The 25,694-nt window shown below is 56.2% G+C and carries 25 protein-coding genes, 1 pseudogene and 1 riboswitch; of the genes and pseudogenes, 22 read left to right on the top strand and 4 right to left on the bottom strand.

Going from position 1 to position 25,694, the window contains the following annotated elements; translation table 11 throughout:
- Positions 1 to 148: 148 nt before the first annotated feature.
- Positions 149 to 434: riboswitch (cobalamin riboswitch) on the bottom strand.
- A 79-nt stretch (positions 435 to 513) separates the two neighbouring features.
- Positions 514 to 798, bottom strand: coding sequence for a hypothetical protein (locus QZ292_RS00820; RefSeq protein ID WP_294596446.1), 285 nt, complete (start codon positions 796 to 798; stop codon positions 514 to 516).
- Between the two features lie 115 nt (positions 799 to 913).
- On the opposite strand from QZ292_RS00820, the gene QZ292_RS00815 reads away from it, so the two are divergent.
- On the top strand, positions 914 to 1,456 hold the full coding sequence (locus QZ292_RS00815) for a DUF4293 domain-containing protein (RefSeq protein ID WP_294596444.1): 543 nt from the start codon (positions 914 to 916) through the stop codon (positions 1,454 to 1,456).
- 902 nt (positions 1,457 to 2,358) lie between these two features.
- Here the strand turns inward: QZ292_RS00815 and era are convergent.
- The gene (gene era, locus QZ292_RS00810; RefSeq protein ID WP_294596442.1) at positions 2,359 to 3,258 is read right to left on the bottom strand and encodes a GTPase Era; all 900 of its coding nucleotides are present in this window, start codon (positions 3,256 to 3,258) and stop codon (positions 2,359 to 2,361) included.
- 54 nt (positions 3,259 to 3,312) lie between these two features.
- Complete coding sequence (locus QZ292_RS00805) at positions 3,313 to 4,692, bottom strand: dipeptidase (protein ID WP_294596439.1); 1,380 nt, start codon at positions 4,690 to 4,692, stop codon at positions 3,313 to 3,315.
- 248 nt (positions 4,693 to 4,940) lie between these two features.
- Between QZ292_RS00805 and QZ292_RS00800 the strand changes: the two genes are divergently transcribed.
- The 6 genes from QZ292_RS00800 (at position 4,941) to QZ292_RS00775 (ending at position 11,921) form a co-directional block, all read left to right on the top strand.
- Positions 4,941 to 5,579 carry a ferritin family protein gene (locus QZ292_RS00800; RefSeq protein WP_294596436.1) on the top strand — a complete coding sequence of 213 codons (639 nt, stop codon included), beginning with the start codon at positions 4,941 to 4,943 and terminating at the stop codon, positions 5,577 to 5,579.
- Positions 5,580 to 5,855: 276 nt separating this feature from the next.
- Positions 5,856 to 7,064 (top strand): FimB/Mfa2 family fimbrial subunit, encoded by a 1,209-nt coding sequence (locus tag QZ292_RS00795; RefSeq protein WP_294596433.1) that lies wholly within the window; start codon positions 5,856 to 5,858, stop codon positions 7,062 to 7,064.
- Positions 7,065 to 7,184: 120 nt separating this feature from the next.
- Complete coding sequence (locus QZ292_RS00790; protein WP_294596428.1) at positions 7,185 to 8,666, top strand: hypothetical protein; 1,482 nt, start codon at positions 7,185 to 7,187, stop codon at positions 8,664 to 8,666.
- 18 nt (positions 8,667 to 8,684) lie between these two features.
- A complete protein-coding gene (locus QZ292_RS00785) occupies positions 8,685 to 9,251 on the top strand; it encodes a DUF3575 domain-containing protein (RefSeq protein WP_294596425.1) in 567 nt (188 codons plus the stop codon).
- 46 nt (positions 9,252 to 9,297) lie between these two features.
- The gene (locus QZ292_RS00780) at positions 9,298 to 11,013 is read left to right on the top strand and encodes a hypothetical protein (RefSeq protein WP_294596423.1); all 1,716 of its coding nucleotides are present in this window, start codon (positions 9,298 to 9,300) and stop codon (positions 11,011 to 11,013) included.
- Positions 11,010 to 11,921 carry a FimB/Mfa2 family fimbrial subunit gene (locus QZ292_RS00775; RefSeq protein ID WP_294596421.1) on the top strand — a complete coding sequence of 304 codons (912 nt, stop codon included), beginning with the start codon at positions 11,010 to 11,012 and terminating at the stop codon, positions 11,919 to 11,921. The genes QZ292_RS00780 and QZ292_RS00775 overlap by 4 nt, the downstream gene beginning before the upstream one ends.
- Positions 11,922 to 12,233: 312 nt before the next feature.
- Here QZ292_RS00775 and QZ292_RS00770 read toward each other — a convergent pair whose 3' ends face one another.
- On the bottom strand, positions 12,234 to 12,545 hold the full coding sequence (locus tag QZ292_RS00770) for a helix-turn-helix transcriptional regulator (RefSeq protein WP_294596419.1): 312 nt from the start codon (positions 12,543 to 12,545) through the stop codon (positions 12,234 to 12,236).
- Between the two features lie 302 nt (positions 12,546 to 12,847).
- On the opposite strand from QZ292_RS00770, the gene QZ292_RS00765 reads away from it, so the two are divergent.
- The 15 genes and pseudogenes from QZ292_RS00765 to QZ292_RS00695 all read left to right on the top strand — a co-directional run.
- Entirely contained in the window at positions 12,848 to 13,282 is a 435-nt protein-coding gene (locus QZ292_RS00765; protein ID WP_294596417.1) for a hypothetical protein, read from the top strand.
- Between the two features lie 2 nt (positions 13,283 to 13,284).
- The gene (locus tag QZ292_RS00760; protein ID WP_294596415.1) at positions 13,285 to 13,830 is read left to right on the top strand and encodes a phage antirepressor N-terminal domain-containing protein; all 546 of its coding nucleotides are present in this window, start codon (positions 13,285 to 13,287) and stop codon (positions 13,828 to 13,830) included.
- 547 nt (positions 13,831 to 14,377) lie between these two features.
- Positions 14,378 to 14,650, top strand: coding sequence for a hypothetical protein (locus QZ292_RS00755; protein ID WP_294596412.1), 273 nt, complete (start codon positions 14,378 to 14,380; stop codon positions 14,648 to 14,650).
- A 50-nt stretch (positions 14,651 to 14,700) separates the two neighbouring features.
- The gene (locus QZ292_RS00750; protein WP_294596409.1) at positions 14,701 to 15,177 is read left to right on the top strand and encodes a hypothetical protein; all 477 of its coding nucleotides are present in this window, start codon (positions 14,701 to 14,703) and stop codon (positions 15,175 to 15,177) included.
- A complete protein-coding gene (dnaB, locus tag QZ292_RS00745; RefSeq protein ID WP_294596406.1) occupies positions 15,140 to 16,567 on the top strand; it encodes a replicative DNA helicase in 1,428 nt (475 codons plus the stop codon). The genes QZ292_RS00750 and dnaB overlap by 38 nt, the downstream gene beginning before the upstream one ends.
- 2 nt (positions 16,568 to 16,569) lie before the next feature.
- Positions 16,570 to 17,832 carry a VapE domain-containing protein gene (locus tag QZ292_RS00740; protein ID WP_294596402.1) on the top strand — a complete coding sequence of 421 codons (1,263 nt, stop codon included), beginning with the start codon at positions 16,570 to 16,572 and terminating at the stop codon, positions 17,830 to 17,832.
- A gap of 354 nt (positions 17,833 to 18,186) precedes the next feature.
- A complete protein-coding gene (locus tag QZ292_RS00735) occupies positions 18,187 to 18,741 on the top strand; it encodes a hypothetical protein (RefSeq protein ID WP_294596398.1) in 555 nt (184 codons plus the stop codon).
- A gap of 74 nt (positions 18,742 to 18,815) precedes the next feature.
- Positions 18,816 to 19,169, top strand: coding sequence for a hypothetical protein (locus QZ292_RS00730; RefSeq protein ID WP_294596395.1), 354 nt, complete (start codon positions 18,816 to 18,818; stop codon positions 19,167 to 19,169).
- Positions 19,170 to 19,212: 43 nt separating this feature from the next.
- Positions 19,213 to 20,136: a S49 family peptidase gene (locus QZ292_RS00725; RefSeq protein WP_294596392.1), complete on the top strand. Its 924-nt coding sequence runs from the start codon at positions 19,213 to 19,215 to the stop codon at positions 20,134 to 20,136.
- Between the two features lie 5 nt (positions 20,137 to 20,141).
- Positions 20,142 to 22,166 carry a hypothetical protein gene (locus QZ292_RS00720; RefSeq protein ID WP_294596389.1) on the top strand — a complete coding sequence of 675 codons (2,025 nt, stop codon included), beginning with the start codon at positions 20,142 to 20,144 and terminating at the stop codon, positions 22,164 to 22,166.
- 63 nt (positions 22,167 to 22,229) lie between these two features.
- Entirely contained in the window at positions 22,230 to 23,246 is a 1,017-nt protein-coding gene (locus QZ292_RS00715; protein WP_294596387.1) for a hypothetical protein, read from the top strand.
- Between the two features lie 9 nt (positions 23,247 to 23,255).
- Complete coding sequence (locus tag QZ292_RS00710; protein WP_294596384.1) at positions 23,256 to 23,786, top strand: hypothetical protein; 531 nt, start codon at positions 23,256 to 23,258, stop codon at positions 23,784 to 23,786.
- Positions 23,787 to 23,812: 26 nt separating this feature from the next.
- Complete coding sequence (locus QZ292_RS00705) at positions 23,813 to 24,229, top strand: hypothetical protein (protein ID WP_294596381.1); 417 nt, start codon at positions 23,813 to 23,815, stop codon at positions 24,227 to 24,229.
- Complete coding sequence (locus tag QZ292_RS00700; RefSeq protein ID WP_294596378.1) at positions 24,210 to 25,508, top strand: site-specific DNA-methyltransferase; 1,299 nt, start codon at positions 24,210 to 24,212, stop codon at positions 25,506 to 25,508. The genes QZ292_RS00705 and QZ292_RS00700 overlap by 20 nt, the downstream gene beginning before the upstream one ends.
- A pseudogene (locus QZ292_RS00695) lies at positions 25,505 to 25,694 on the top strand (hypothetical protein); the annotation flags it as partial. The gene QZ292_RS00700 and the pseudogene QZ292_RS00695, both read left to right, overlap by 4 nt.

Raw genomic sequence — 25,694 nt, 5'->3', positions numbered from 1 at the left:
ACCTTCGGACCGACTGGGGATGGTGTGGCGGGTGGGCATACGCGGGATGGCGTCTGCCGAACCGGCACGTTCGTCTTAACGTCGGAATCTCGGAAAATAAGGTAAAATAGTCGTGGCGTTCTCCTGCTCTAAATCCTCGAAAGCGGACAACATAAAGGTATGGCAAGGCAGGTCTTCTGACTTACCCCGGGCGGCCGACGGCGCCTTCCCATCCCGAGTGTCTCCCGATCCGTCGGACGGAGAAACCACTCGCAGACAGTGGCGTACACAAGAATGTCGGTCGCCCCGCATGTCGGCGTTGCCAAGGCAGCGCCGAGGGGCTCACAGCAGCGGGACTGTCCGGGATTCTCACCCGGTTCCCTTTTGATCGCCGCCTTCCCGGATCCCGCGGTCGGGAGGGAGGGCTGTGGCGAACCATTGCCGTTACAAAGATAGATTTCTTTTTCCGAACCTGCCAAATCTTCGGGTCGTTTTTTCTCGGGGCGGGGAGTGGTTTGGGGTAGAGGCTGCCAGTTATTTGGGGTAGAGGCTGCCTGTTAGGGTAGACCCGGCCAGTTTTCGAGTGCCGAGCGGCACCGTTTGTTCCGAGAGGCAACGCAACTGAAAACCGTAGCCACGGCTCGCTGCGTGGCAGGGGTAGAGGTCTTGCGTGTTGAACCATAAAAATCGCCCGAGGATACCGTTCGCTGCAGTCGACCAACTGTATCCGTGAAGACCAATGCCACCCAGTGCGCCAAATAGTCCGTTGTTGCCCGCGTCGCGGTAGCCCGGGGCGGAGAACGACGGGAACTGATTCAAGAAAATGCGGGGTGGTCGGACGGAGGCGGGGATATCTCTGCGGGTGGGAGTTGTGTTTTCTGCGAAATCTCGCTATCTTTGTTCTTCTGACGGACATTTTTATTCGACAACGATTATGTGGCAACGTATTCAAACGCTCTATCTGCTGGTGGTGGCGGGGATTATGGGGGCGATGCTTTTCATGGATTTCGCGACGGTGACTGTGGGGTCGGCGCTCCCGGCGGGGGTGACGCAGACGGTGGCGGAGGATGGGACGATTCACCGGGTGACGGTGCCGGAGGGGGTGGAGCAGGAGATTGTCTTCGGGCTGTGGGAGATCGCGCAGAACGGACACCGGGTGGTGTCGACGGTCTATCTGGGGGTGCTGGTGGCGCTGGTGGCGGGGGTGGCGCTGGTGACGGTCTTCCTCTTTAGAAAACGGGGGGTGCAGGTGAGGCTCTGTTTCGTGCAGGCGGTGCTCTTGTTGGGGATCGAGGGGTTTGTGGTGCTTTATATCTACAAACTCAAAGAGGGGCTGGAGGCGATGGGGGGGCCGTTCGCGGTTCGGTATTCGTTGGCGGATGTGCTGCCGATTGTGGCGTTGATTTTTGTTTATCTGGCGTTCAGAGGGATTACGAAGGATATTGCGTTGGTCAAATCGCTGGATCGGATTCGGTGACCTTTACTTTTCTCCTATATATAAAGGAATCTGTGCTCGTGCGAGGTTTGCTTGCATGAGCACTTTTTTTTGTGGTGCGCCCCTGACGGGGCGCAGGATTTTGGCCCAATCGATAGGGTAGAGGCTGCCTTAGGGTAGACCCGGCTATTTGTGAGTGCGACACGCACCGTTTATTCCGAGAGGCAACGCAACAGAAAACCGAGTCCGCGATAGCCCGTATTCGAAGGATGTATGTCCGCCGCACTGAAGACCAGACGCCAGGTGTACGTGCTACCGTCGGGCACCGACGCAGACCAGACTGTACCCTCGCTGCCGACGCTACCTAGCGCGCCCGTATCCCGACGGCGGCAGCCTGGGGCGGGGCCGTTTTTTGCGCGCCTTGGGAAATCTTGTTCAAACACGATTGCGTGTTTGAACGATTTCCCCCTTAAGGCGTGGCGCGCGGTTCAGTCGCCCGCGGCAATTCTCATGGGTTGGCTGGGTGCCAACCCACAGAATATGCCCTTTTACGCGGGCGGGCGACTTGTCCGAGCTTCGACTGCGCTCGGGCCGCGCGGGCCCCGCGTGCCCGCGGTGGGCAATTGGCTGTGTCGGCCCAATCTGCGGATGGGGTAGAGGCTGCCTGTTAGGGTAGACCCGGCCATTTGTGAGTGCGACACGCACCGTTTATTCCGAGAGGCAACGCAACTGAAAACCGTGATCACGATAATTTGTGCTGTTGGAATTGAGTCCTGTTACGTTGAAATCCAAGAACATACCGAGAGTTCCGCTGACTGTGGACGACCAGCTGAACCCACTGTGGCCGGCGCGCCATAACGCACCCTCACCGCCGCCGCGAGTGCCCGGGGCGGGTAAACGAAAAGAGGAATGACACAAAGAAAACGCAGATTCTGAGGAGGGGGTCAGTCGTTGTTGTAGCCGAATTGACGTAACGCCCGATCGTTGTCGCGCCATCCTTCGGCGACTTTCACGAAGAGCTCCAAAAAAACTTTTTTGCCCAGAAAAGCCTCTAAATCTTTGCGGGCTTCGGTGCCGACTTGTTTCAACTTGGAACCCCGGTGGCCGATGATGATCCCTTTCTGGGACTGGCGCGAGACGTAGATCACGGCGCCGATCCGGTCGAGGGTCGGGGACTCTTCGTAGGACTCGATGGCCACTTCGACCGAGTAGGGCAGCTCTTTGTCGTAGTGGGTCAGAATCTTTTCGCGGATGATCTCGCTGGCGAAAAAACGAAGGCTCTTGTCGGTCAGCGTATCTTTCGGATAGTAGGCGGGGCCTTCGGGTAACAGGGCGACGATCCGCCTGATGACCGATTCGACGTTGAATCCCTCCTGGGCGGAGACCGGAATGATCTCGGCGGTCGGTAGCTCGGTGTGCCACCAGGCGACCAGTTCTTCCAGTTTTTCCGGGGTGGTCAGGTCGATCTTGTTGATCACCACCAGCACGGGGGTGCCGTCGGCGGCCATGGACTGCACGCGGGTCAGAAAGTCGCTGTTCTTGTCCGGCTGCTCGACGGTGTCGGTCACGTAGACCAGCACGTCGGCGTCGCTCAGGGCGCTCCGCGAAAATTCCAGCATCGATTCCTGAAGCTTGTATTTCGGCTTCAGCACGCCGGGGGTGTCGGAGTAGACGATCTGGAAGTCGGGGCCGCTGACGATTCCCATGATCCGATGGCGGGTGGTCTGGGCTTTCGAGGTGATGATCGATAGCCGCTCGCCGACCAGACGGTTCATCAGGGTCGATTTGCCGACGTTCGGGTTGCCGATGATGTTCACAAAACCGGCTTTGTGTGGGGTGTCCATGGTCTGATAGCTGTTTTTCGGGGAGTCGTGCAAATAGTGTGCCTTTCCGGAGGGCTATTTTGAGAGGCTCTCGGCGAAATAATGGTAGAAGAGCGGGAAGGTGGCGATCCCGCGGCGGAAGTTTTCCAGCGGGAAGTTCTCGTTCGGGGAGTGGATGGCGTCGGTGTCGAGACCGAAGCCCATCAGGATGGACTGGATGCCCAGGACGCGCTGGAAGGTGCTGATGATAGGGATGCTGCCGCCGCTGTAGAAGGGGACGGGGCGTTTGCCGAAAGTATCTTCCATCGCTTTCGCGGCGGCGAGGTAGGCGGCGGAGTCGGTCGAGGCGGCGTAGGGGTAGCCTCCGTGCAGGGGGGTGCACTTCACGCGGATGCCGTACCGGGGGACGAGCTGTTCGATGTGGGCGGTCAGCAGGGAGGCGGCACGCTCGGGATCCTGGCCGGCGGCGAGGCGCATGGAGACTTTGGCGTGGGCGGTGGCGGGAATGATGGTTTTGGCGCCGGGGCCGGTGTAGCCGCTCCAGAGGCCACAGATGTCCAGCGAGGGACGGATGCCGCGCCGTTCGAGGGTGGTGTAGCCGCTCTCGCCGTGCGTGGTGTCGAGGCCGATGGAGGAGGCGAACCGGCGGTCGTCGAACGGGGCGGAGTTGATGTCGGCCCGCTCGGCGGGGCTGAACTCGCGGAGGTCGTCGTAGAGGCCGGGGACGGTGATCCGGCCGGTGGTGTCGTCGGTCAGGGTGCCGAGCAGTTTGCAGAGGGCGTTGGCGGGGTTGACGACGGTGCCGCCGTAGAGACCGGAGTGGAGGTCGCGGCTGGGGCCGGAGGCTTCGACTTCGAGGTAGGTCAGGCCGCGAAGGCCGCAGGTGATGGAGGGGGTGTCGGGGCCCAGCAGGGAGGTGTCGGATACCAGGATGACGTCGGCGCGGAGCTGCTCTTTGTGGGTGGCGCACCAGGCGGTCAGGGAGGAGGAGCCGATCTCTTCCTCGCCTTCGAACATGAATTTGACGTTGCAGGGAAGGGTGCCGGTGGCGTGCATCGATTCGAAGGCTTTGAGGTGCATGAAGCCTTGGCCTTTGTCGTCGTCGGCGCCGCGGCACCAGATTTTGCCGTCGCGGATCTCCGGCTCGAAAGGGGAGGTGTGCCACTCGTCGAGGGGGTCGACGGGCATGACGTCGTAGTGGCCGTAGACGAGGACGGTCGGGGCGGTGTCGGAGATTCGTTTTTCGCCGTAGACGATCGGGTGGCCGGCGGTGGGGTGGATCTCGGCGCGGTCGGCGCCGGCTTTCAGCAGGGCGTCGCGCAGCCACTCGGCGCAGCGTTGCATGTCGGGACGGTGTTCCGGGGCGGAGCTGACGGAGGGGATGCGCAGGTATTCGAACAGTTCGTCGAGAAATCGGGACTGGTTCCGGGCGGCGTAGTCGAGGGCGGCTTGCATGGAAATCGGAGCTTGAAAAATTTTTAATGATCGACTTCAAAAATAGTAAAAAAACATAAGAATGCCAAAAAAATCGAAAAGTTTGCCGCTCATTTTGCGGTTATACGAAAATATACTATCTTTGTGACGTTATTCAAGACAGCCGGGTTTCGGGCGCCTTGATTACGGGGTGTCTGAAAGGTGCGGGGGAGTATTTTCGCCTGTTGTCTGCTTTCCGTTTCGGGCAGCGGGCTAAACGAAATCGAAAGATGATACGACGGTATTTATCGGGAGTGCTGTGGTGCGGAGGACTGCTGGGGGGGATCTGGATGTGGAACGGTTGCGGGTCGCGGCCGGTCGAAACAATCGAAAATCTGAAAAACATATCGGCCGACGAAGGGTATGCGGCGAAACGGTATGAGGCTTTCTCGGAGCGGGCCAGGGAGGAGGGGCTGCTGAATATCGCTAATCTGTTCGAGGCGCTGGCGTGCTCGGAGAGGGTGCATACGGCGAAAAATCTCGAGATATTGGAAGAGTACGGCGATTCGCTCATTTGGTGTCGGGATTCGATGCCGTTGCTGGGGCGGACGCTGGATAATCTGGCGGCGACGGTGAGGGTGAAGGATTCGATGGCGAAGACGTTATTCCCGGTTTTTGCCGAGGCGGCAAGAAGGGAACGGGCGAGGGAGGCGGCGAAGGTGCTGGAGTGGATGGGGACGGTGGCGGAACGACATGTCATTTATTGTCAGAGGGCGCTGGTGAAGCTGGGGAGGGATGGTTCGGACGTCAATGTGATCAATTCGTGGTCGGTGTGTCCGGAGTGCGGGAATCTGTACTACACGACGAGTCTGGAGGAGAATTGCGCGTTGTGTCTGACGCCGGCGAGTCTGTTTTTTCTTTTCCAGTAGGGGGTGGGTTTTTGTCGGATGGATTTTGTCGGGCTGGAGCGGAGGTAAAGTATTGGGTCAGAGGATGATTTGTGGATCGTTCTCTGGCTTTTTTGTGGGGGTGGTCGGAGAAATCCGGGGCGGGAATACGACAAGATTGTCGGAATTTGCTCCGGATGTGTGTCGCTGAATGTTAAAAAACATTACATTTGCACTTTGAGAACGGATGCGTTTCGGGGGTTCCTGAGGCGTACCGGCGACTGAAACGATAATTCTAACATTTTTGGCAGTTTAATCATGAAAGGATCGATCTGTGCGGTGCTCGCAGCCACTGCAGTGGCTGTCTCCTGCAAGAAGCAGGAGACAGTAAATCCATCGTTAGTTACCAGCACCGTGGAGGTGATGCTGGGCAATCCGACGACCAAGGCGTTCGGGGTTGGGAAAACGGAAACGTGGGAACAAACATTGAACAATGTGGCGCTGTTTGTGTATGAATCGGGGCAGGATGCGTGTGCGTATCAGCGGCAGTTTACCGATTATGAGGTGGAGAAGGGGAAGGCGGTGTTTGCGATTCCGAATGTGAAGGAGAATACCACGTATGATTTCTATGCGGTGGCGAACTGTGATTTTTCGACGGAGATGTCGAATTATCCGACTGCACCGGGGGTGACGCGGACGGACTTGCTGGCTAAGTGTGAGGGGGTTTTGGGGTCGGGAGGAAGCAGTTCGAACAGCACGTTCGGTTCTTTGCAAAGTTATCAGGGGGCGTTCTCGGCAGTGACGAGTGGGGCGATGCGGGGGAAAGACAGCGGGTCGAAGAATGTGGGATTTATTATGAGCGGGATGCAGTCGGAAAAGACGCCGATTGCGGGAGAAAATAAACCGACGCGAGTGACGGTGCCGCTCAAACGGACGGTGGCCAAGGTGGAGATCGAGGCGACTACGACTGCGACCTTCCATACGTCGAAATACCCGGGAAGTACGCTGACGGTGACGGGTGCGAAATTGACCAATTTGGCGAATAAAACGACATTGATTCGGCCGACGACTTTTACAACGGCGGCTTTGGGTACGAAGGTGGAGTTAGCGCAAACGCCTGCGGTGGTGGCGGCTAACGGCAATGAAACCAGCAATAATCCGTATGCATTGTACCGCAATCTGTTTTATATGTATGAAAACAGTGACGGGACGACTGAGTTGGATCCCCTTTTCGCTCCGGTGCTGGTGTTGGAGGCTGAGTTCGATTTCGACGGGAATTCGACTACGAAGGACGATATCAGTAAGATTACTTATAACATCAAGCTGGCCGGTGAGGCTGCGGCTACGGGGGCAGGGTCGAATCCTCAGCCGGGGGATGCGAACTTCGGGCTCTTCGTGCGGAACGGGAGCTATTTTGTCAATATCTCGATCAATGGTTTGACCGAAAACGAGGTGGTGGCTCAGATCGAAGTGAAAGATTGGGAACCCCTGAAGACGCAGAATGTAGAGATCGGGAACAAAAATTAATCGGTTCACGAGGGATTTCTTTCTACTCTTTTTCACGGATTGCACATCGCGGAGGGCTGCCGGAGTGAGGTTGTTCGCTCTCGGCGGCGCTCGCGCGGTGCGGTAACGGTGGATGAAATCATGAGTTATATCAGTCGTTTCATACTTTGGACGGGGTGTCTTTCGGTGCTGCTCCTGGCGGGCGGTTGCCGGAGGCATACGCTGGACGGGAATGCCGAGGAGGACTACGCATTGGTCGATGCGATGCTCATCCTGCGGTGTAACGAGCTCGAAACGCGTGCTGCGACGCGGGAGGAACAGGAACGGCAGGTGAACGACCTCAATCTGTTCTTCGTCCACAAATCTTACCCCTCGCCGACGGCGCCGGAGGTGAGACACTACTATTTCTCGTCGGTCGATGTGGCGAAGCATGTCAAATTGACCAATATCCGGCTGGGGAAATACCGGATGTATGCGGTGGCTAATGCCGGGAAAAGCTTGTGTCCGGAGACTACACATGATCCGGAGACGCCTCCGACGACGGTCAGCGAGGCGCTCTGCTCGTTGACGGAGGATGAAATCAAAGCGATGGTGGTGAAATTGGAGGGGGATGAGCGGGTTGATGATTTGACGCGGGCGGATAATCTCCTGATGAGCTCGGTCTCTCCGTCGGGTAATAAGGACAATCCTTATTGTGACGAAACGATGGAGGTGAGACGGGGAGATGAGGGAGTGTTGCCGACCATCACGATCAATCTGGTGCGGAGGATGGCAAAGGTCGAGTTTTCATATGAGCTGGTGGGCGATGCGGTGGGGAAAATGAAAATCAATTCGATTGCAACACAATACATACCGCTCAGTTTTGGGCTTTTCGGGAAGGAGGGAAGCAAACCTGCTGCGGAGGATGATTTCAATCCGTATGTGTATCCTGTTCTGGATGTGCCGAATGGGGGAAATCTGGATGATCCGATTATTTTCTATCTGCCGGAAAATAGGCAGGGGGATGTCGAGGGAATCAATACGGAGCAGGATCGAAACGGATTGAACGCACCGAAATATGCATCATATCTCTATCTCGACGGGGAGTACGAAGGTAGTCAGTATGGATTTTCGATCTATTTCGGAGATGATATGCAGGGAGGTAATTTCGATGTCAGGGGGAATGCGTATTATCAGATGCATTTGCAGTTGGGGGGGCCGGACTTGGACGATATTAGGGTCTCGTCGCTGAAAATCGATGTGATAAAACATTTTGCTCAGAACGTCAAAGTGGGGAATGAAACGGAAGCGGATGTCGAGTTGATCTGTTCGAACTATTTTAACGATGAAGTGAAGTTGCTCTGTTCGGCGACTGGGGCAACCGGGGTGTCGCAATTTGAGGTGATTCACATGAAAGAGGATGGAACAACGGAAACATTGTCAAATGTGTCGGAACACGGCGGTTTCACGTATGTGATGTTGAGAACGGATAATCAGCCGGGGACGAAAACGGTTAAATGTAAGGTGAAGTACAGCCAGACGGCGCTGGGGGACGGGGGACAGAGTGTGACGATTCTCTTCAAATTGGCGACACGTTATGGAACCACGACGTTTCATACTCATGATATTAGGGTTACTCCGTAATAGTTTAGATTAGCGGCTTTGAAACGCAGAAAGATCATACGGGCTGTTTTTGCCGTGGCGGTGCTGCTGGTCGGGATGGCGGCGACCGGCAACAAGGCGCATGCGCAGTTTTATTCCATTAGGGGAAACGGATTGCTCCTGCTCTCGGGAACCATCAATATCGGCTGTGATATTGCGGTCTCTCAGAAAACTTCGTTCGATCTGGGACTCTATGCCAATCCGATCAAGATGAACAAACTCTCGCTCATGAGTTTCGGGGTGCAGCCGGGGTTCAGGTTCTGGAGGTTCGAACCCAATGCGGGGTCGTTCTGGGGGGTGCATCTCAGCGGGGCGTGGTACGATTTGGGGAATAAATCCGATACCAGAAAAGGATTCCTGGTCGGGCCGGGATTCTCGTGGGGACATTGCTGGCTCATCTCCAAACGCTTCACCATCGGGGTCGAGATCGGAGCCGGCATTCTGTATATGCAGGATACAAAAAGACCCAGATATACGGATTATACACAGGACGAATACATTTATCACTCGAAACGAATTACCGTGGCGCCGACGAAGGCGGATGTCAGTTTTGTGTACCTGTTTTAACGAATTGTCGAATTTCGCTTTTTTATCTCTCGGATAACTTTCGCTTATGAAGCGTATCTTCCTGCTCCTTTTCGCAGCCTGCTGGCTGATGACGCTCCTCTTCGGCGGTTGTGCCGTGACCAGCAAATTGGAACGGCATCAGTATACCAGCGTCGTGGCGCATACGCCGCGCCAGATGAGGGAGCGGATGAAGGAACAGGAACGGGAGCAGGATACGACGATCTATGAAATGAGGGGGGACAGCGGGTCGCTCTTCGTGGCGAACCGCAGGTCGATGGTCATCGAGGACGATGGGGAGGCGGTGGCGCTGCTCAGGTCGAGGGAGGTCAGCGTGATTGCGAAGACCAGGATGCTGGCCGAACGGGACGGAAAGATTCAGATCGACTTCCTGATCACCATGCCGAAGGAGTTGCAGGGTAATGTGCAGAGCTTTGTCATCACGCCGATTATGCACCGAAAGGAGCAGAATATCGAACTCGAACCGCTGCAGGTGAGGGGGGGGCTGTTCAGCAAGCTGCAGGAACGGAACTACTGGCGCTATTCGAAGTACCAGCGGAGATTGGTGCACAGGAGGAAGGGAAATCTTTCGGCGGCGGATACGCTCAAACTCAAGGAGGCGTTCCATCGCTTCGTACAGTTCCCGTATCTGGATCGGAGCCGGTTCGACTCGATTCTCGACGGAAAGGAGAAGATCACGTACTTCTATACGCAGGATGTAAAGGTCGAGGAGGATGACAAACGGCTCTATATCTCGCTCAACGGGAAGGTGAATGCGCTGGACGGGAGTTCGTACGATGTGCCGCCGAACGATACGCTGCAGTTCAATATCAGCTCGATGCTGACCTTCGTGCTGCCGATTACGAGGTATATGACCCGGATCGTCGAGAAGTTCGCGGTGGTCAATGACCGAAATTATCTGACTTTCAAGGTCAATAATGCCAAGATTATGGACTCCTTGGGCAATAATGCCCAGAACTTGGCGCAGATCAGGGAGTTGATGCACACGCTGTTGTATCAGCATGAGTTCTATGTGGACAGTATTGTGTTGACTGCCGCTTCGTCGCCGGAGGGGGGATTTGCGCGCAATAACCGTTTGGCGCGGGAGAGGGCGTATGCGCTCAGTACGTATTTGAGGCAGGAGTTCGATTTCCCGGAGCTCGATACGTTGCTCACCGTGCGATGGGAGGGGGAAAACTGGACGGACTTCAAACGGGAGGTGGTTCGGGACGATCAGATCGAACATCGGGACGAGATCCTGAGTCTGGTCAAACAGATCGAGGATCCGGACGAGCGGGAGGCGGCGATCAGGAAAGAGTTCGGAAAGGATTACCGGTATATTCGGGATGTGATCTATCCGCGGCTCAGGGTGGTGGACTTCAAGTACAACCTCCGGCGGGTGGGGATGATCAAGGATACGATCCATACTACGGTGGTCGATACGGTATACCAGCGGGCGGTCGAGTTGTTGCGCAAGCGGCATTACGAGGAGGCTTCTATGCTGCTGATGCCGTATCGGGATCAGAATACGGCGGTCGCTTTGCTGTCGAGGGGATTCAACGGGGCCGCCAGGGAGATCCTCTTCGAGCTGCCGTCGTCGGCTCAAGTGGAGTACCTCAGGGCGATCGTCTGCTCGCGGCTGGGCGAGTGGAAACTGGGGGAACAGTGCTTCAAAAAGGCTTGCGAACTGGACGATTTGCTGGAATATCGGGCCAATCTCGACCCGGAAATGTCGCCGTATCTGCATAAACAGGAGAAAGAATGAGGAAGATTTTACTTTTAGCGGCAACTGTACTGGGAGGAATGGCGGGGTGGAGCGGTTGTACGCTTACGGAAAAACTGGACGTCGAGGTCAATATGAAACCGACGTTGCTGCTGGAGTTCCCGGACGATGAACGGGTCAGGACGTTGCATGCGATGGTGTACGATCCGCAGGGGGTCTTCCAAAATGTGCTGGAGCTCGAAAGCGGGGTGCCGGTCAAGGCGAGCGGGGTGGATGCGGAGACGGGAAAACGGGTGGATACGCTGCTGGCGGGGGTGCCGGAGGGGGAATATCGCGTGGCGTGCTACGCCAATCTGGAGCAGGCGCAGGTGGCAAGACTCGAACCGGGAGTTTCGAAATGGGAGGAGCTGGCGGTGACGCTCGATCCGGAACAGGAATACACCGGATCGGACGAGGTGTATCACTGTGTCACGAAGCACATGGTGAAGCGGGGGACGCCGGCGAGGGCGTGTCCGGCGATGGTGCCGAAATATTATCAGGTGGAGCTGGTCTTGCAGAAGGATGAGGATGATATGGTGCCGTTGACGGCCTATTCGGCCTCTCTGGAGGGGGTGCCGGGGACGATAGACGGAGAGGGGGAGATTCTGGGAGGGGGAGAGCAGGGGTGCTGTTTTGCGCCGGAGTTGGCGACGGACGAGGAACAGGGGCGGAGAACGGCAGAGTTCAGGATGAATCGTTTCGGAGACGGGGATGGGGTGACGCTGGTGTTGTATAAGGAGGGGGTGAGGATTGCGAGGGTGCCGGTGATTCCGACGGAGTGCGGGGTCGATCCGGCGGATCCGAATACGGTGGTGCTGCCGATCTTTATCGAAATCGCGATCGATAAGATCTTCATCTCGATTCAGGACTGGAACACGGTGATTGTGCAGAATGCGGGGGTGGGGGATTGATTCTCTTTCTCTTTTGCAGAAAAATATTTTATGGGCGTTTCTCTTTTTCAGGGAGAGACGCTCTTTTTTTGCGGGGCATCTTGTTGGCGAGAGGAGTGTCTCGGGTGGGTATGGGGCGGTGAGGTGCAAAAAGAACGAGGCCGATTCGGTTTTTCCGAATCGGCCTCGTGTCTGTTCTGGACCGACCTGCGGTCGGTGTGTCGAAAGGTGGAGCTGGAGGGAGACGACGTTCATTTAGTAATCTTTTGATTACTAAATTCTTATTTTCTGCATAGTTTGGTTCTTGGGGGATACTCCAGTATGTTATTTAGGTTATTTTTGAGCTACTATCTTTAACAATTCATCACGTATATCAGGAGAAACTTCAAACGTGATGGATACTTTCTTTTGCGAATAGCTTTCCAACGTATTTGCATTTACAAAACGTTCCGGATAGGTGAAGAGATAAAGTACGTCTTCATCTAATGCTTGAGCGATCCGTTCTAATTCGCTGACTTTTATCTCTCGCTTCCCATTTTCGATATTGCTGGCTACGGCAGGATCACTGCCCAACGCATCGGAAATCACTTGCTGTTTCAGACCTTTCGATTCTCGAATCCTTCTGATGTTCTCTCTAATATTCATGGTTCAAAGGTAGATGTGTGTATTTCAAATAGTTGTGAGAAAAAGCGTGGTTTACTTGAGATAATTTCAGTTAGATAGTGAGATTTTCTCATTATTGTTATTATATTTGCTCATGAAATTTTCTAAAACCTCAAATTTAAGATAAAGCATGGGAAGAAAATTACGAGGCCGATTAATTACTCGACCGGAGTATAGAGCTACGTTGATGTCTTTCGTCGTTGGAGAAACCCGACAATATCCTATTGAAAATACATTATTATCGGGTTTTCGAGTAGCCAAATCGCGACTGAAACAACAGGGGTATGATTTTGAGATTACCCCAAATTACGAGGCCAATATTTTTACCGTGCAGCGTGTCTCCTGATTGGCAAACGCCGCAGTTCGAGTCTGCGGCAGGAGCAAGTATCCCCATACTTATGAATACAGAAATGAATGAAACGAATAATTCGAGTCTTTCCCCGCCGAACGCGTACCACTCCGGACGACGAAAAGAAACAGCGATTGAGCCGCCTCGCCCGCCGACAGAAATGACAACAACGAACCCGATAGCCATGTACCCCGATCTTGACGCCGCAGGACGGATAAGCATATTGGAGATGAGTCGCGAGGAGGCCGAGACGCTTCACACTGCCCTGATGCGGATTCTGAACGATCTGCCGCCGGTTGAACAGGTCGCTTTTCGCCGACTGCTCATCCAGTTAGATAAACTGATGCTACAAACCTCTAAAACCGAATAATCATGAAAGACACCATTATCACCACCATCAACCATGTAGAGATCGTCGTTACGTCCGATATGTTCGTCCCGATCAAGCCGATTTGTGAAGTATTGGGTATCGCCTTTCCGCGACAGTCCGAGAAAATTAAATCGGATGCAATTTTAAGTTCAACCGTTACCCAGAGGGTAACAGTTGGTGCAGATGGAAAACAACGAGAAATGTTATGTCTGCCTCTGAAATATGTGTTCGGATGGGTATTTTCCATCAATCCGGATAATGTGAAAGAGCAATCGCGCGAGAATATCATAAGATATAAGCAGGAATGCTATGATGTTCTTTACGAGCATTTTCACAAGCGATACATCAACTACGACGCACGTGAGCAATCTTTCGAGCGAACGATCGCTTTGCAGAAAGAATTGGCCGATCTGAGACTCAAGGTGGAGAAGAGCGGTGCAGACTTCGATCGCTATCTGGAGATCGAGCAGCAGCTGCGGCATGAAAAGGCCGTGCGCAAGGCGCTGACCGCCGAAAGCCTGACGGCCCTCAGAACCCTGTTTGATTAATTTTCCCCACCATGCCCGACAATTCCCGAAATAGTGTTATGTTTGCAGTGCCAACCATACTTATTGATAGCTTTCTGACGAAAGCGGGAATTGTTGTTTTCGGCCTGATACAGGCGGAGCTTTTCTCTATTCATTCCCGATTCTCAGAAAGATCAGAATGTGTGGTTGGCGCCAAGAGAAAGCTCCGCTTTCTTTATTGTATCACTTCTCAAAACACATTCATTCAATGCCAACCACGAATGAACCGTGCTTTGGCAGAACGGTGTACCGTTCGTCCAAGGACAAGCTGCCGAGCTTCGTACGGAATCCCCGACGCAGAAAAATCTGCCGGCCATCTTGCAACAATTCTCCAAAATGTAGTATGTTTGCAATGCGACAACTATATTTTAACTCTGCTTTTGCAGTGGAGAATCGTTATTTCTGCCTATATCACAGGCGGAGCCTTTCTCAATTCATTCTCCCTGTACAAGCAGTTAGAATGTGGTTGTCGCAGACCGAGAAAGCTCCGTCTTTCTTTTTTGTTCAACTTCCATAACACTTTCATTCAATGCGACAACCGAATGAATTGTGCTTTGGCGGAACGGTGTACCGTTCGTCCAAAGACAAGCTGCCGAGCTTCGTACGCGACCAATTCACGGCCTACTTCATGGCCCGTTACCCTCAAACCCGGAGAATCCGCCTGTCGAGCGACGCCAGCCACCGCTATACGGCGCGCGCCAAGTTCGCTGATCGTCGGACATTCATCGTCCGGGCCTTCACCCTCGAGAAGCTCTGCCTCTACATGCAGAGCGCTTATGACGCCCGCTTCGGGCAATGCTAATCCATCCGCCCCCGGCCCTTGCCGGTCGGGGGTGTCTAATAACGTATCCTATGAAAATCGATAAAGAATGGAGCGCCCATGTGGACGCGCTCGAAGAGGCCCGGCGGCGACTGGAAGAGGCATTGACCCTCGTACCAGACGCCGGTACCGGCCGCAAGTGCCGGCAGGCCGTCGAACGATCGTGGAAAAAGGTCGTCGAGACCTCCGACGCCATCGAAGAGCTGATCGGCTCGTCGGTGCAGCCTCTGCCCGTCGAATTTCCGTGGCAGGACGCCGAATTCCGGCAGGCATGGCAGATCTACAAGGAGTATTTGGAAGAGCAGCACCACATCGTGATGGAGAGCCGGATGGAGATCGCCCGGCTGAAGTTCATCCGCCAGTTCGCCAAGAACCAGCGTGCGGCCGCGATCGCCGCCATCGAGTTCTACATGGCCCTCGGTACTGCAAACGTGTTCGAGATCAATACAAACGATGAAAAACAGGACGACAATGGCAAGAAGAACATCACCGTCATCCCGATCAGTTGACGCAGGCTATCTGCCTCCGCACGACATCGAGTTGGAACGAGCACTGCTCGGCGCGATGCTACTCGAGCGCAATGTCTACTTCGACGTCGCCGGGCTGATCTCCTCCGACACCTTCTATGATGACCGCCACGCCCTAATCTTTAACGCAATTCGGGCGCTGGCGGAAAACAGTACCCCGGTTGACCTGCTGACCGTCGGCCAGCAGCTGCAACGGCAGCGGAAGTTGAACACTGTCGGCGGCCCTTCCTACTTGGCCGAGTTGACCCAGACGGTCGGTTCCGCCGCGCACGCCGGTTATCACGCCAAGATACTTTATCAGATGGCCGTTCTGCGGGCGATGATCTCCGAGTGCAACACCCTCGCCGGGAAGTGCTACACCGGCGACTTCGACGACGCTGTCGCCGAGTACGGCACGATGACCTCCCGGATCGATATGCTCTTCGCTGGTTCCGGCACCGAGCGACACATCCGCACCATCCTGAAAGAGCATGGCGAGATAATGGATCAGCGGTTGGCACAGGCGAACCTCGGCAAGATGCCCGGCCTGACGTACGGTTTTTCCGGGCTGGACGACCTGACCGGGGGGATGCAGCCCGGCCAGCTCATCATTGTGGCCGCACGGCCGGCGATGGGAAAGACCGCCGTCGCGCTCCACCTCAGCAAGTCGCCCGCCGAGCGACAGGGGGCCTCCGTGATGATCGCCTCGCTGGAGATGACCGGTATTTCGCTTACAGACCGCCTGCTCGCCTCCTATGCCGGGATCGACGGCAACCGGCTCCGCAGCGGCCGCATGGGGCGCGATGACTGGCAGGCCTACGAGCAGGCCCGCGGCGAGCTCGGAAAACTCAACATTTACATCGACGACACCGCCGGGACGACACTGGGCCGCCTCCGGGCCGTCGCCCGCACCAAGCGGCGCAAAGGAGAACTCGACCTGCTGGTGATCGATTACCTCCAGCTGATCGAGAGCGAGAACACCACCGGGAGCTACAAGCAAAACCGGGAGCGGGAGGTGGCCGAGATCTCGCGCGGCCTCAAGAAGCTGGCCAAAGAGCTGAACATCCCCGTCGTGCTGCTCTGCCAACTGAACCGGGCCGCTGAAGGACGGGCCGACAAGCAGCCGCAGCTCTACGACCTCCGCGAGTCCGGAGCGATCGAGCAGGACGCTGACGTCGTATTGATGCCGTTCCGCCCGGCCTACTATCCCGAACTCATTGTCAGCGAATACGAAGGCGGCCCGGAGTTGCCGAAAGACGTCGGGATGATCTTCGTGCGGAAGCAGCGCGACGGGAAGCTCGGTACCGCGGCCTTTCGCTATTCGCCCGACCTCAGTAAATTGACTGACTATCACCCCGACGCTCCGGCCGAGGGACAACAATTGCCATTCTGACCATGAAGATAACCAAACGAAACTCACGCGTTCAGCCCCTCAAGGCGACCGGCACCGCTTTCTCAGCCGACAAGGTTACGCCGGTGATCGAGTTCCTGAAAGCCAACTACCGGATCGAGGTCAACAAGTACGATCGGACACAAATGCGGATCGCCAGCACCGGGACGCGGGCCTACACCTTTCCGCCGAGCCTCGACGACATCTCGATCCACATGATGCAGGCCGGCATCCCGCACACCAAGTCGCTCATCCGGATGCTGCTGAACTCGCCCAACCAAATCGCCAGCTACGACCCCGTGAAGGAGTACTTCGCCAGCCTCCGAGAGATCGAACCCGACGGTGAATCCCATATCGACCGACTGATCGCGCACCTGCGGGTGCGCGAATTCGACGATCGTCCGGAGGGATACTACCGCGACATGGCCGCGCGGTTCATTCGCAAGTGGCTGGCAGCCGCTGCGGCGTGTGCGATCGGCGAGTCGGCCAACGAAGCCGCGTTGGTCTTCGTCAGTGCCACCGAGGGGAACGAAAAGACTTCGCTGGCGAAGTTTCTTTGCCCGGAGCCGCTCCGGGAGATGATGACCATGAGCCACGCCGATCGGCGCGTCTTCAACATCGATCAGGCTGTTATCTCGAACTTCCTCGTGTTGTACGATGAGATGCACGGGCTGAATGCCTCCACCGCCGAGGAGTTCAAGAAAGTGATGTCCGCCCGGAGCCTGCCGGTAAAACTGCGGGGAGAATTCGGCCCCGTGGTGCGTCCGCGCATCGCCTCGGTAGTGGCGACCACCAACAACCGGACGGGCTTCAAATCAGGCTTCCTGTGCCCCGCGCTGGGGACGCGTCGCTTTATCTCGATCTATCTCGACTCCATCGACTTCGATTATACCGAGAACGTCGATGTCGACCGGCTGTGGGCCGAGGCGCTCGCGTTGGCCGAGAGTCCCGACTACGACCACCGTTACACGCAGGGGGAGTTCGCCGAGCTGAAGGAGGCCAATCAACGTTATATGATCGAGACGCCGGCCAGTGCGGTGCTGCAGCAGGCCTTCGATATTCCGGAGGAGGACGATGCGACAGCGCAGTGGTTGACGCCGACCGAGATCTTGGCGGATCTGCAGCGGCGGCGGATGGTTCGCGCGGAGGTGGCGCGATACATGACCCCGAAGCATCTGGGCGAGGCGCTGACCGCGCTCGGATTCCGGCGCGACATGATCTATGGTGCTGGGGAGCGGAGGTACAAGTATCTGGTACGGACGTTGTAGGCGTGTAACGCGCTCACGCTCATGTGTATATCTATATTTTTCAATATAGATATATATTTTGAGAGAGTTTATAAAATTGAAACGACATCTTGCTACTACTTACTACTTTTCTGCGTAATGATTTGAATAACAAATAAATATGCGCCTCAGATTGGTATCTACTACGTACTTACTACTTTTTTCGGCCTGCGCTCGCACCTACTACTTTTTAGTGTTGATAACCAGCGCATTGTGCGCTGTTGTAAGTAGTAGGTGAGAATGAGATACAAATTTTTGCAGCACGAAAAAACGAATATTTCGGCAGGGATGCAATAGGTGAATTTTTCTTGTTTAATTATCTGATTTTCATTAACTTTGTATAGTCCGATCATGGAGGTAAAGATTCATATCAAAGACCCGATTTTGCGGTGTTACTTCGTCGGTCGTTTCCCGCGACAGGACGACGGGTATTGTCTGGTCGATAGCCGGAGTTTAACCGGTATGGCGATCACGAGTCTTGTTTCTCATTCCGATCGGGTATTGCCTTCCGCGCCGGATCCGGATGACAGTGCTGTGGCCATCCGACTCTCGCGCTCGAAGTACAGCGATCCCCACCGGGGGAAGGCCCTCTTCCTGACGCCTCATGCGGAGGCGCAGATCAATGCCACCCTCAAGCGCGAGTTCGATAACGACTTCACCGCCTTTTGCAGCACCGCACGAGTGTGCGGGTTTCAGGTCAAGGATGCCATCGAAGCCTTCATTCAGGAGTACGGAATGGAAACCCTCTTCCGCGGCGACATCGAAACCCTCAAGAAAAAGTTCTACCGCTATGAGGTTTCGACCCGGACTCAACTGCACGAAACTTTGCGTCAGAAGGCGAATTATGCCGTCCGAAAAGTGCGTCGGATCATGAATAAAGTTGCATTGTAATGTATATCAATACGTTGCATTATTTTGCCGCGATTTTCACCGAAAACTGTTGAAAATAAAGCAAGCCGCCCGCTATGAAAAGAGAATTTTCGTCCCTTGTCCGGATCGCCCCCATCCGGAACCGACAGATCGGTGAACCGTCGACCCTGACGACCTATTCGGATGTCTCGTTCGACGAAGAGGCGAAGAGCTCCACGCAGGGAGTCTTGTACGACCAGTCCCTCAAGGTCGCCGTCCCGCGAGGGGAGGCCGAGGCATTCCTGTCGTTGATTCCTCGGTTCCGGGCACAGGTATGGCTGCACGACGGCACCGATTTTCACCCGTGGGGTACGATCGATATTCCTGTTCAGGTGGTCGTGATACCCCGCGCCGAGACCGTTTTGTTCGAGATGAGCTGCAAATCCCTGCGGCCGCTCCTGCACGGTTAGTCCTTTATTCTCCAGCCGGAGAAGCGGATTTTTGCAATAAAAAATGGTCTTCTCTCTCGCCCGGCTGATCGATTCCCATCTACTCGTCGAACCGAAGTTTCTCGACCGTTTTGTCGTCGAGAACCTTCTTCATGCCAATACCCCGCCGCCCGCATTCGACCCGCGCAGCATCGTCAAGACTCTTCCGGCCTTGTCGGACAGCGATATTGCCGTAACATTCGACCTGTCGGAAATCACCGCCGATAAAGAGTTCGTATTCTACCATCCCATCTCCGGGATGATCCTCTCTCATCCCTCCTTCTATTACGACTGGGGCTACGGCTGGCGCGAGATGTTCTCGACCACCGGTTTCCTGAACAACCTGAAAGCGGCCGACGCTCTGCCGAACGTACTCGCCCATTTCCTGCACATCAATTCCGGCGGGGGCGTCGCGTGGCTGCTCGATGTGGCGGCCGAGGCGATGCGCGCATGCAAAAAGCCCATCTACGCTTTCATCGAATACCAGTGCTGCTCGGCCGCCTACTATCTCGCCAGTCAGGCGACAGTCATTAAAGCCTTCACGCAAAACGACATCATCGGCAGTATCGGTACCATGACCACCGGGATCAATCTGGACGGTTACTACGAGCAACTCGGCATCAAGCTGGTGGAAGCCTATGCCACCCGTTCGGATCTCAAGAACAAGAAAGAGAACGATCTGCTCGACGGCAAGCCGGAAGAGTATATCAAGACCCGTCTTGACCCGCACCAGCAGCAGTTCGAGAAAAACGTGCGCGCCGGCCGGCCGCAGTTGAACGACCTTCCCGACGATCATCCCGTCTTCCGGGGTGAAACTTTCTTTGCCTCTGAGGCGCTGGAGCTCGGTCTAATTGACGGCATCCTGCCCGATCTGAGTACCGCGCTGCGGGAAGCCTATGACCTCGGCGTCAGTGTACGCGACAGCAACCAAATATCAACCAATATCTAACCAACATGAAGTTCATCGAACAATTGAAGGCCGTGTTCACCTCGCTCAAGATGGTGGACAAGGCTCGGAATCAGGAGATGACCACTGCCGACTGGAAGGCCATTCGGGCGGCGTACCGCAAAGAGTACGGCACCGAGCTCGCCGCCGATCAGGCCGAGTTCCAGCGGCAGCAGGAAGCAAAAACCTCCGTTGCCGGCGATCCGTCTCAAGAGGCAGCGGACAACGCCGCTGCTTTGGCTATCCTGAATGACGCCCTCGCCGAAGCCGGCGGCGGTATGCCGAATGACACCGAGGGTGCTCCGACCGGGGGTGCTGCCACCCCGATTCAACGCACCGACTCCGTCGTCGATGCGGCACATGCCATCGCCGGAGCGCTCCGCGAAATGAGCCGGCAGACCTTGCCCGACAAGCCGGCCACCGTCAATGGCTCAGCCCTGTCGCCGAACGGCCCCGGCCACACCGATGCCTATTTCTGCGGTATCGAACATCCGATCTTCTCGATGGAGCGGCGGTATAACCGGATCGCGCTGAATCCGGCTCTCGCTCTGACGCAACCGCTCAACGCCGTCATGGAGAAAGAGGTCGGCGCCGAGTTCCGGGAGCAGCTCAGTGCATATGCCGGTATCGTGGCCGGTCGTATCAACGAGTTGCGGCAGGCCAATCTGCTCAATCCGGCCCTGTTGGCCGCAGGTGTCAGCATCGGAATCGACCCGAAAGGACTGGGCGACCAGTATCTGACCCGCCGTACCGACCTGTTGATTGCCCGGCTGGCCGAGATCCGGAACGTCTACGACATCTTCCCGCGCCGTTTCGGAGTACAAGACCGCGAGGTGATGATCAACGCCTTTTTCGGGGACTTCTCGCAGGCCTATCAGAAAGGCGGTATCTGGAAAGGCAACGTCGAGTTGCAGCCGGAGATCTGTTACGTGGACGACGCCATGTTCAAGACGCTGTTCAACTCCATGAAGGAGATCGAACGCCAGTACATCGGCTATCTGAACACGGAGGGCTCCGACCCGATCAAGTGGACGATGATCGAATGGGCGATGTTGAACATCTCGACCAAGCTGATCGAAGAGCAAAACCAGCGGAAGGTGCTCGGCATCTATGTGAAACCCGAAGACGGCAAGTCGGGCCACACGCTGAACGCCGGTACCGGAGTGTACTACACCCTGCTGCGGTACTACAACGAAGGTAAGATCTCACTGGTGGACGACTCGGCCTTCTCCGGTTATACGAGCGGCGCGACGATGGTGGCCTGCGTGACCAATTTCCTGTTGTACCTCTCCGAACGCGTTCCGGATCTCGACAAATACGAGGTTATCCTGAATGCCAACCACCGGGCCATGTGGAAAGCCGGGATCCGGGAGATCTACGGCAAGGACACCGACTTCACCGGGCCGCAGGGCGACGTCGTTCCCGACCACCAGAACCGCATTCGCTGGTGTCCGTACGGCAAGACCCTCCCGTTCATCTGGGTGCAGAAGCCGGGCAATATCCAGTCGATCGAACTGACCGCCGGCGAAATGCACGCCGTGCAGTTCGAGTCCGACATGGAAGACGTCAAGGCGTGGAGCATCTGGAAAGAGGGGACGTCGGCCACCTATGCCGGCAAGCCGTTCAAGACGAAAGCCGAACGAGCGGCGCACGGTTTCGAGGATCAGGAGATCTTCTGTAACAAGCCGTGTGTCGAGCTGGCCGCCGATGCCGAGACGGTTACCGTCAGCGGCGACTTCCGCCATTACGTTACCGGAGTGAACACGGCTGCCAAAGCGATCACCGACATCGTCGGCGCAAAAGCCGGCGTGGCCTACCTGATCGAAGTCGGCGACGAAACCCATCCGCAGACCATTGCGAAATCGGGCAAGTTCGCCGATCTGACCGAGGCCTTCACGCCGACCAAGAAGGGCGATTACCTGATGGTGATCCTGAATGCGGACGGCGATAAGTTCCGGGAGCTGGAACGCTGCGTTGGCGGTACCCGCACCATCAATCAGGCCCTTCAGCCCAACGTGCCGGGTGGCAGGTAGGCTGTAAACGATTCGTGGGAGCCGTTCGGCGGCTCCCCTTTTAACCTCAAAATTCATCGACACATGAAAAAACAAACCATCAAGCGGGCCATCCGTGCACATAAAATGGATATGGCTCGTAAACGCAAACTGATGCTGACCCTGTTTCTCGTGGTGTTCGGCCTGTTTGCCGGTACCGCACTGGCGGCCGCAGCCTTCGATACGACTCTGTTGCCCGACGCGCTGACAGTGAGCGGCGGTACGGTTCTGGCTGGTAGCATGGCGCTGATTGGCGACATCGAAGATACCTCGGACAAAGACGCCGCCGGCGGACAGATCGCCTATCAGGTGTGGCTCGTTCACTTGAGTCAGGTAGATCAGAACGTACCTTTTCCGAAACCGAATGCCAATCGGGAGGTCGGCACGATTCCGCTCAAGACCGGAGAGGTCATGTACAATTTTGAAGCGCACGACATTCCGACGGACGACGGGAAGAGCGAGAAGGGAGACTTCACGACCAGCAATACGAATACGTTCGTCATCCAGATGTCCGGGAACCGGGACAAGCTGCTGAACTTCATGGAAGAGTTTACCGGCGGTAAGTTCGTGATCATCTATCGGGAGTGCGAGTCGGACAACTACTTCGTGATGGGTAACCCCTGCAAGCCGATGATCCTGAAGACGTCGGAACGGGCCAACAACAAGGAGAAACGCAGCCTGACCTTCACCTTCGAGAATACGACATGGAGACAGCCGTACAAATACGTCGGCGCCATCGTTCGTTCGGAACCGGTGTCGCTCGCGGCCGATACCGACACCCTCGCGATCGTCGCCAACAACGACCGGTATATTCTGCCGAACGGCACGACCGAAGCTGTGCCGGTAACCAAAGTAAGCGGGCTGACCGATAGCGACAAGGGGCGGACGATCACCGTCACTGGAGCCGGTTCGGACAACGCGGCCACCATCGAGGACGGCGCGGCATTCGTACTGGAGGGCGGCGCGACGTGGACGGCGAAGACCGGCAGCTCCATTACCTTCCGCGTGTTGGATCCGACCCGGTTGATCGAAGTTTCCGGCACCCGTGTTCAAACCGCATAATTCTACGTTATGGATTTTATTGGAAAGAAAAACGCTCACGATCGGCTTCTCGGTGTAACGCATCTCGAAGCCGACCGGGAGCTTCTGAAACAGAAAGCTCCCCAGCACGACCTGCTCAAACGCGGTATCTTCAACCGTCTGCAGGACGCCTCCTCGATTTTGTTCGCGTTGCTCGACTTCGCGACCGAAGAGGAGATCGTCCGACATCGTCGAACGATCGCTGCCGTGAAAGAGCGGGCCGCATCTGAGGCTGCCCGGCTCAAGGCCGAAGAGGAGGCCCGGCTGAAATCCGAGGAGGAAGAGGCTGCCCGCCTCAAGGCTGAAGAGGAGGCCCGGTTGAAAGCTGAGGAGAAAGAGGCCGCTCGCCTCAAGGCTGAGGAAGAAGCCCGGTTGAAAGCCGAGGAGGAAGAGGCCGCCCGCATCAAGGCCGAAGAGGAGGAACAGGCCAAAGCCGCCGAGGCTGCTGCCGCAGCGGTGCCCGTCGAAAAAAAAAGCTCCTCAAAGAGCAAGAGTACCCCAAAATCCGCTGGGGATGCTTAGAAGATCCTGACACGGCTACGGCCCTCGTGATCTACGAAGACCGTATCCGGACTTATCGCCAGATGAAGGTTCTGGATGAACGACTCGACACAGCCCCCACCGACAGCGATGTCAAGGAGATGGCCGAGCTGCGCATTCAGAACCTTCTTTGCTTTCGTGAACTCCAGTCGTTGAACGACCACGGCGTCTTTCTGAACGAACATCCGTACCTGAAGAACAAGGCCGATTACGAAGAACTGCTCGCACTCTGGAACAGCGATCGCGACCGGTTTATTCGACAATACGAAAACTGCCGCAACAACATCCGCCGCTACACCGGACGGATGAATCGCCGGGGGGCCACTGCCGAAGCGATCGAAGAAGCCCGCCGCCACAAAACGCGCCACGAACAGCGTGCCGCCATTTTCAAAAAAATACTATCCCATGCAAATACAGGTTCATAACCTCGGCCACCTGCCGACCGCTCCGCTGGACGACTTTCACGAGCTGCAGGAAGACTTCAAACTCCACGACGAGGAGAAGATGATGAAGCTCGCGCTGATCATCGTAACGCGGGGCTTCAAATACTCCTTCAAGGCATGGCGCGATCCGGACGGCAAGCTCTGGATCATCGACGCCCATCAGCGGAAGAAAGCTCTCTTGCACCTGCGGAACCGCGGGATGGAGATTCCGGAGATACCCTACAAACCAATCTACGCCGCCGACAAGAAAGAGGCCGTCGAGGAGATCGCCGCCTACAATTCCGAGTTCGCGCAGAAAAATCCGGACACCATCCTGTTCGAGAAGTATCAGATCACCTCCGAGTCTCTTTCGCAGTTCAATCTCGATCTCGGCGTGGAACCGGAAGCGCTCGATCTGAAGCTCGATACCAAGATGACCCTGACCGAACAGCTCGACGAGCTCGATCTGGAGAAAGAGTATGCCGAAGCCGACCTTTCGGAACAAGCTATCACCCGTCCCGGCGACATCTGGTTGCTCGGCCCGCATCGGTTGATGTGCGGCGACTCCTGCTCGTCGGTCGCCGTGGCCACTCTGATGAACGACCGCCGGGCCGACCTGCTGATCACCGACCCGCCCTACAACGTCGAGTATGAGGGAAAGACGGAGGATGCGCTGACGATCGCCAACGACTCCATGTCGGACGACGCCTTCGACAGGTTTCTTTTCCGGGCATTCCGGAACATGTACACCGTGACCAAACCCGGCGCGGCGATCTACGTATTCCACAGCGACAGCGAGGGGCTGGCCTTTCGGCGCAACTTCGCGCGGGCCGGATTCAAATTGGCCCAGTGCTGCGTTTGGGTCAAGAACTCGATCGTGATGGGGCGTCAGGATTACCAATGGCAGCACGAACCGGTGCTGTACGGCTGGAGAGAGGGGAAGGGGCACCGCTGGTATGCCGACCGCTCGCAATCCACCGTCTGGCACTACGACAAACCGACACGCAACGACATCCCTCCCACCATGAAGCCGGTGGCGCTCGTCTCCTATCCGCTGCTGAACAGCTCGAAAGAGGGAGACGTGGTGGTCGATCTTTTCTGCGGCAGCGGTTCTACGCTGATGGCCTGCGAACAGCACAAACGGGTCTGCTATACGATGGAACTGCTGGAGAAGTTCGTCGATGCCACCGTGGCCCGGTACATCAACGCCGTGGGCAGCAGCGAGGTCTACCTGCTGCGAAACGGTAAGAAACTGAGCTACGAGGAGGCGGCCGCACGATGACGATCGACGAACAGATACTCAAGCGGATTCGCGACATGGGAGCGATCGGGCACACCCCCGCCCAGATCGCCTCCCTGCTGCGCATCCCCGCCGCCGAGCGGGAGGCTTTTTTAGACGAGTTCACCCGGCCCGAAACGAAAGTCTACGAGTCGTATGCCAACGGCAAGGCCATGATGGACTACAACA

The sequence above is a fragment of the uncultured Rikenella sp. genome, from assembly GCF_910577125.1.
Classification (GTDB): domain Bacteria; phylum Bacteroidota; class Bacteroidia; order Bacteroidales; family Rikenellaceae; genus Rikenella.
The sequence above is the reverse complement of the archived record's forward strand: the minus strand, read 5'-3'. Positions and strand labels throughout refer to the sequence as shown.